At 30.8% G+C, this 6,148-nt stretch carries 8 protein-coding genes; 1 reads left to right on the plus strand and 7 read right to left on the minus strand.

All coding sequences use genetic code 11. The features are described 5' to 3' along the window. The 5 genes from B3J44_RS21195 to B3J44_RS21215 all read right to left on the minus strand — a co-directional run. A partial coding sequence (locus tag B3J44_RS21195) for a thioredoxin family protein (RefSeq protein ID WP_286971270.1) occupies positions 1-554 on the minus strand: 554 nt, incomplete at its 3' end. Positions 555-560: 6 nt separating this feature from the next. Then, a complete protein-coding gene (locus B3J44_RS21200) occupies positions 561-1,037 on the minus strand; it encodes a TlpA family protein disulfide reductase (protein WP_286971271.1) in 477 nt (158 codons plus the stop codon). A gap of 129 nt (positions 1,038-1,166) precedes the next feature. Beyond that, positions 1,167-1,829, minus strand: coding sequence for an Imm19 family immunity protein (locus B3J44_RS21205; RefSeq protein ID WP_286971272.1), 663 nt, complete (start codon positions 1,827-1,829; stop codon positions 1,167-1,169). 9 nt (positions 1,830-1,838) lie between these two features. Further along, the gene (locus tag B3J44_RS21210; protein ID WP_286971273.1) at positions 1,839-3,182 is read right to left on the minus strand and encodes a DUF6138 family protein; all 1,344 of its coding nucleotides are present in this window, start codon (positions 3,180-3,182) and stop codon (positions 1,839-1,841) included. Positions 3,183-3,216: 34 nt separating this feature from the next. Next, on the minus strand, positions 3,217-3,912 hold the full coding sequence (locus tag B3J44_RS21215) for an SMI1/KNR4 family protein (protein WP_286971275.1): 696 nt from the start codon (positions 3,910-3,912) through the stop codon (positions 3,217-3,219). Between the two features lie 280 nt (positions 3,913-4,192). Here B3J44_RS21215 and B3J44_RS21220 point away from each other — a divergent pair, with 280 nt between their 5' ends. Further along, the gene (locus B3J44_RS21220) at positions 4,193-5,110 is read left to right on the plus strand and encodes a DsbA family protein (RefSeq protein ID WP_286971276.1); all 918 of its coding nucleotides are present in this window, start codon (positions 4,193-4,195) and stop codon (positions 5,108-5,110) included. A gap of 369 nt (positions 5,111-5,479) precedes the next feature. On the opposite strand, the gene B3J44_RS21225 is transcribed toward B3J44_RS21220, so the two are convergent. Together B3J44_RS21225 and tnpA are read right to left on the minus strand one after the other, a co-directional pair. Then, positions 5,480-5,677, minus strand: coding sequence for a hypothetical protein (locus tag B3J44_RS21225; protein ID WP_286971278.1), 198 nt, complete (start codon positions 5,675-5,677; stop codon positions 5,480-5,482). A gap of 3 nt (positions 5,678-5,680) precedes the next feature. Beyond that, positions 5,681-6,142: an IS200/IS605 family transposase gene (gene tnpA / locus B3J44_RS21230; RefSeq protein ID WP_286971279.1), complete on the minus strand. Its 462-nt coding sequence runs from the start codon at positions 6,140-6,142 to the stop codon at positions 5,681-5,683. Positions 6,143-6,148 lie beyond the last annotated feature (6 nt).

Below are 6,148 nucleotides of genomic sequence, written 5' to 3' on the forward strand. Positions count from 1 at the left end.
TTTTGACCGCTTTTTAATGATGCGATAACCTCTTCTGCATATTTTGTTTTTTGCGGATTATTTCCTTCTGGATCATTATCGATTGCTCCTACGTATTCTACAACATTTCCTTTTGTCGTTTTAGAAACGATAAAGATGTGAGGTGTACGTTTTGCTCCATATTCATCAGTAATTTTTTGTCCTGGATCAAATAAATATGGGAAAGGATATTTCTTGTCTTTTGCTAAATCTTGCATTTTTGCAAAAGTATCTGCATTAGAAGCTTCAGGATCATTTGGATTGATTGCAATTACAGGATATCCCTGTGGTTTGAATTTTTTATCCAAATCGATAATTCTCTGTTCGTAACCAATCGCGTATGGACAAGTATTGCAAGTAAAAACAACAATATATCCTTTTGCATCTTTAAAAGTTCCGAAAGAAACTTCTTTGTTGTCCACATTTTTCAGTTTGAAATCTGGTGCTGCATCGCCCGCTTTTAGTGTTACGCCACTTTGTGCATGCGAAAGAAAAGCAGAAAATGCTAATGCTAGTAATAAGATTATTTTTTTCATAATGGTTTACAGTTTTTTATATTCAGTTAATAATTGTTCATAGGTAAATTCGCTTTCAACAAATTTTCGTTTATCATTTTTAATAAAAAGCGTTGCTGGAATACTTCCAGACCAACTTGGATCTATTCTGTCAATAAATTCTTGAGGATTACTTTCGTTTAATAAAAACACTTCATTCTTTAGATTTTTCCTTTTCACAAACGGAATTACATTTGATTCTAATTTCGATTTAAAATCTAAACTCACCAATAAAACAGCCAGTTTTTCTGATTTGTACTCTGCTCCTAATTTCTCAAAATGTGGCAGTTCTTTTATACAAGGCGCACACCAAGTCGCCCAAAAGTTAACGACATACGTACTGTCTTTGCCATTTTTGATTCTCTCATTAAGCTGATTAATATTTATCAGTTTCACATTCTGACTATAAGCCGAAACTGAAATAATACCGAATAAAAATAGATAGAAAAGAGGCTTTATTTTCATGAGAAGAATGCTTTAGAATTAATTTGTTTCCTACAAATATAAAATAATGATAAATTAGTTTTTGTTAATGAAAGTTTAATGAGTGTAGCAAAGTGACAAAGGTCCAGAGTTGCAAAGGAACAAAGTTTCCTATAGTTGCTCATTTATAAAAGAAAACAAAATTTTATTCAATTTCGTCACATCTTCTTTATAGCGTGGGTAATCTGTTATGTTTCTTACGCTATGATTTTCTGTATTTGTCAATCCAATGTCATTTGCTTCTAGAAATGGAGATTGCATTACTAATCCATTTAAAATACAGCTTGAGATATATTCTGAATGTTCCTCAAACTTTGGAATTGCATTTAAATGTTTTACCATTATGGGTTTTAAAACAGCTTTTTCATTTTCTTGTATTCCCGTCATTGGTAGAAAAAGAAGAAACAGATTAGGATATTTTTCAAAAGCCAATAATTCATCCAAAGTAAAAAACCAAGCTTCAAAATGTCCTCCTAAATTGCCGATGTAAATATCATTAAGAAAAAAATTGATTTCAAATTCGGCAAATTCAATAGCATAATTTAAATTATCATTTATTTTGCCCTCAACATATCTGGGATTTTCTTCAATATCATTTTGATTAAAAAACTTCCATTCCCATTCATAAGCTTCCGTTTCATTAGTTTCCACAACTTCCAAAACCTCATCAATATTTATTTCTTCTTTTTCATCATAGCCTCTTGACCAACAGAAATAATATTTCCAGAAAAAAGTATTATCGCTGAGTTCTTCAATTTGTATTTGCCTATTCATAACGCTTCATTACAAAAGTTTTTCAAAGATTTCTCTTTCTGAATCCGTAAGCTGTTTGCTAATTTTAGCAAAACCTTCGCTTTGCCCAAAAATGGTGTACATAATACTTCCCCAGCAATAATCAGCCATTTCCTGAGGATTCTCTCCACTATTGGAATATTCTTTTAAATCCTCTTCTGTAAAATAATCCGAAACAAAATTCTCTTTACTATCCAATAATAACTTCAAGCTATTTTCATTTGTAAAATAAGAAACGAAAGTTTTATTATGCGGATGTTCCTGCATTGATAAAACAGCATTAATAAAGACTTTTATGGATTTTTCAGTTATGCCGAATTTCTCTAAAAATACAGGTGTAAACTTCTCGTGAATAGACTGATGCTCACCATCAACTTTTTTATAATAATCGATCAGCGTATCAAAATATTTTTCATCTTGTAATCCTAAAGCAAAAACAGCAAAAGTAGATGGCATTGCACAATTTTCGGCTTCAAGATTGGTGTACCATTCGTATTTCGTTTTTGTAAGAGCAATATATTCTAAAATACCATTATGCAGATTTGGATATTTTACCGCTCCAGCAAAAAAATAATTCTGTCCGCATTTTGGAAGCCCTTTTACAGGAAGTAATTCTTTTGTTTTGGACGAAAAACTAATTTCAAAACTTTTAGGAAAATCAGATTTTAGAAGATTGTTAACGAAATTTAGTGCTTTTGCATAACTTTCTTCTGTTTCGGTAATCAGTTTAAGACTTATTTTAGCAAAAACATCATTTGCTTTACCCACAAAATCTTTGTCTTTGTATTCTGTCAGCTCTTTTGAAAGCTTTCCTGTTCCGTACTTTTTAAGTTGTTCTACTTCATCAGAACCTAATTCAGTTACGATATCAAAATATTCATTTGCGGTAACCGAGGCATAACTTGGCCCATATTTAATGTGAGAAACTGCCAAATAACATAAAAAACTTAAAAGTTCTTTTTCATTTTCCGTCAAAATTGTCTTTGGTAGATTTTCTTCTGTTTTAGAGATGTTGGAATTACCTTTTTTGACTCTTCCAAAAGTATCAAAAACCAACTTTTCCGTTTGTTTTCCAAGTGAATAATAATAACTATCAAATCCGTTTAACTTTCTTAATTTTTCAAAAAATGAAATGTAAAGTTCTTTTGAGAAAGATCTGGTTTGAAAAAAATATTCAATGATTTTATCTAGAAGAAATTTTTCTCCCGAATCTAATACGTACGGATTTGGATATGCTTTATCAATTTTAACAGTATTATTATCAATCGCTTTAACGAATTTTTCTAAAAGCGCTTCGTTGCCTTCTATTTTTACTAAATAATTTAATTCTCTCATTCTCTATTTTATTATGACATTTTTAATTTGATTACTATTCATCATCCTCATCATATTCTTCATCGTCATAAGAAAGATAGGACCAATCTATATCCATATTATCCAAAACAGCATCAAATCGTTCCTGATCGCTTGATCCAATAAAAGCGCCTGTACAATTGCTTACTTGATCGAATGACAAACTGATTACCTCATAAAAATCATCTGTATATACTTTTTGATTTTCTCTGCTGATTTCGAGAACAAGTGTATAATTTTCTTCTACAAACTTTACAATTTGCGAGTCAATTTCTCCTAAATAGTTTCCGTTAAATTGAAGTCCGCCCAGAGTACCGTTGAAAACAGTCATTAGCAAAAAAAAGTCTTCGATTGTCTTAGTTTCAATCTCCCAATCCGATTTTTCTATTGTGTCGTAATTACCATATACTGGTGGATTATCCTGCGATAGATCTTCCTTTTTAATTCCCCAAAAAGCTACGTTCTGATTTTCTTCATAAAAAACTAAAAAATCATCATCAGAAAATCCGATTTCATTTTCAGGTTTCAAAAGTCTGTTAAAGCAGTAATTAAGGTTTTCCTCTTTCCCTAATTCCAGATAATACTCTTTGAATTTTGAAGGAAGTTTTACATCTAATGTTTTCTCAAGATTGAGAATTTGATCTTCTGAAAATCCGTAGTTTTCATTTTCAGACAGGTTGTAAAGGCGTTTAATTTTTTGAATATAATTCATGTTATGCTTCTATTTTTAGGAAGTGAAAAATAAACAATTAATTACAAGCCTGCAATTACTTTATAATAATAATCCCACTTTTTGCAAAAGCAATTTCTCAAAACTAGGATGTACTTTCTAGTCATGTTTTTTTGACTAATTGACTTACGATGATATTCGGCTCAACTTTGCAACATATTCATAAATCCGAGAGTACCTTTTAAACATTACTATGAAAATACTGTCGATACTATTAATCTTGATTTGCAGTGTAAGCTGTCAATCGCAAACGAATTCTAAAATGAGTGAAGACAAAACAAATCCGCTAATGTGCGATCCTGTAAGCGGAATATGCGAGATGCCTGCCGGCGAAAAATTGAATGGTAAAACAGCCATTCCAACAGAAAGCAAACCTGTGAAGATAATTTACTACACCGATCCAATTTGTTCTTCTTGCTGGGGAATTGAACCTCAGCTTAGAAAACTAAAATTAGAGTATGGCGATTATTTTGAAATTGATTACCGAATGGGTGGTTTATTACCCGATTGGAGTTATAACAGCGGCGGAATAAGTAAACCTTCTGATGTGGCGCATCATTGGGACGAGGCGAGTTTATATTACGAAATGCCAATTGATGGAAATGTTTGGCTTGAAGATCCTTTAGATTCATCTTATCCATCCTGTATTGCCATGAAAGCGGCACAAATGCAGAGTAAAGAAAAAGCTGTAAAATTTATGCGTATTCTTCGAGAAGAATTATATCTAAACAAAAAGAACATAGCCAAATGGGAAAACATTGCCGAAGCAGCAAAAAATGCAGGATTAAATGTTGAAAAACTAAAAACAGATTATGATGGAGATGCTAAAAAGCTTTTTCAAGAAGATTTAAATCTAGGTAAAACACTTGGCGTACGAGGTTTTCCAACTTTATTTCTAGCCGACGCCAATAATAATCAGCTAACTGTTTATGGATCTAAACCTTATGAGACTTATGAGAATGCTTTAGTGGCTTTATTTCCAGATGCTAAAGCGAAAAAGTTTGAAAATAAAAATTCATTGTCTGTTTTTGAAATTTATCCAACACTTGCTCCAAAGGAATACGCTGTTATTCACAATATCTCAGTGAACGAAGCAAAAATTATTCTAGAGAAATTATCCAGCAAAGGAAAATTGGATAAAAAGACGATAAAAAATGGTTCGCTTTACTATAGAAAATAATCTTTAAAATTCAAAAAATAGAAATCCGTAAAGTTCAATTTCTTTACGGATTTTTATTTCTTTAACTTCTTAAAAAATAATCTATCCAATAAATTCAGAATCCTCAAGATTATTTACACTAAATGGTTCAGTTATTTTAAAAGTAATTCCAATACCTAAAGGATCACAAATATTAAACTTTCCTTCCGCAAATCGAATCATCCATTCATTTGAATTTTCCCAAAAAGTAAATTCTGGTAGATCAATAGGTAAAATATCTTCATTAATTAAAAGCTCTTTTTCTTTCTCTTGTATCTTATATTCTTGACTATTTTCTATGAGTGTCTGTTTAATAAATACTATAGACTTTTCTAAATATTCATTAATGTTTCAAATTATTATCTCAACAAACCCTATAGTTTCTTTTGATAAATTTTGCTTTTTAGTGAAAATATAAATTGGAATTTTTTCTAAAAACAAACCATCAGAACTATACACAAAACCAATCCAATAAAAATCATTTTCTGGTCCATCACATAAAGTTCGACTACCAAATTTTGCTTTGTATTCTTTTATATCATCATTCATAACTTACATAAGAGGTTCTTTAAAAATATACTCTTTATCATATTCTATTTCAAAAGCATTCAGTTGTTTCTGGTATTCTTCTAAAAATGTTTCTTTTTTATGATGCTGTTCCTGATTTTGAATGTATCGAATGACATTAGGCACATGGCTTCTTGAATATGAAAATGCTCCGTAACCTTCTTGCCAAGAGAAATCTGGTGACAATTTTTGTTCTTTAATCCATTTGCTGGTTTCTGTTTTTACATTTTGAACCAACGCAGAAATAGATTGTGTGGGACGCATTCCTATAAAAATATGTATATGATCTGGCATGCTATTAATACATAACATTTTATGACTATTGGCTTGAATTATACCCGTAATATATTGATGTAATTTGTCTTTCCACTCCTTTGCAATTAATGCTTTTCTGTATTTCACCGCAAATACAAATTGTATATGCAATTGTGTGTATGTATTTGCCATTACCAA

This window comes from Flavobacterium sp. UBA4854 (genome assembly GCF_002399805.1).
GTDB lineage: Bacteria > Bacteroidota > Bacteroidia > Flavobacteriales > Flavobacteriaceae > Flavobacterium > Flavobacterium ginsengisoli.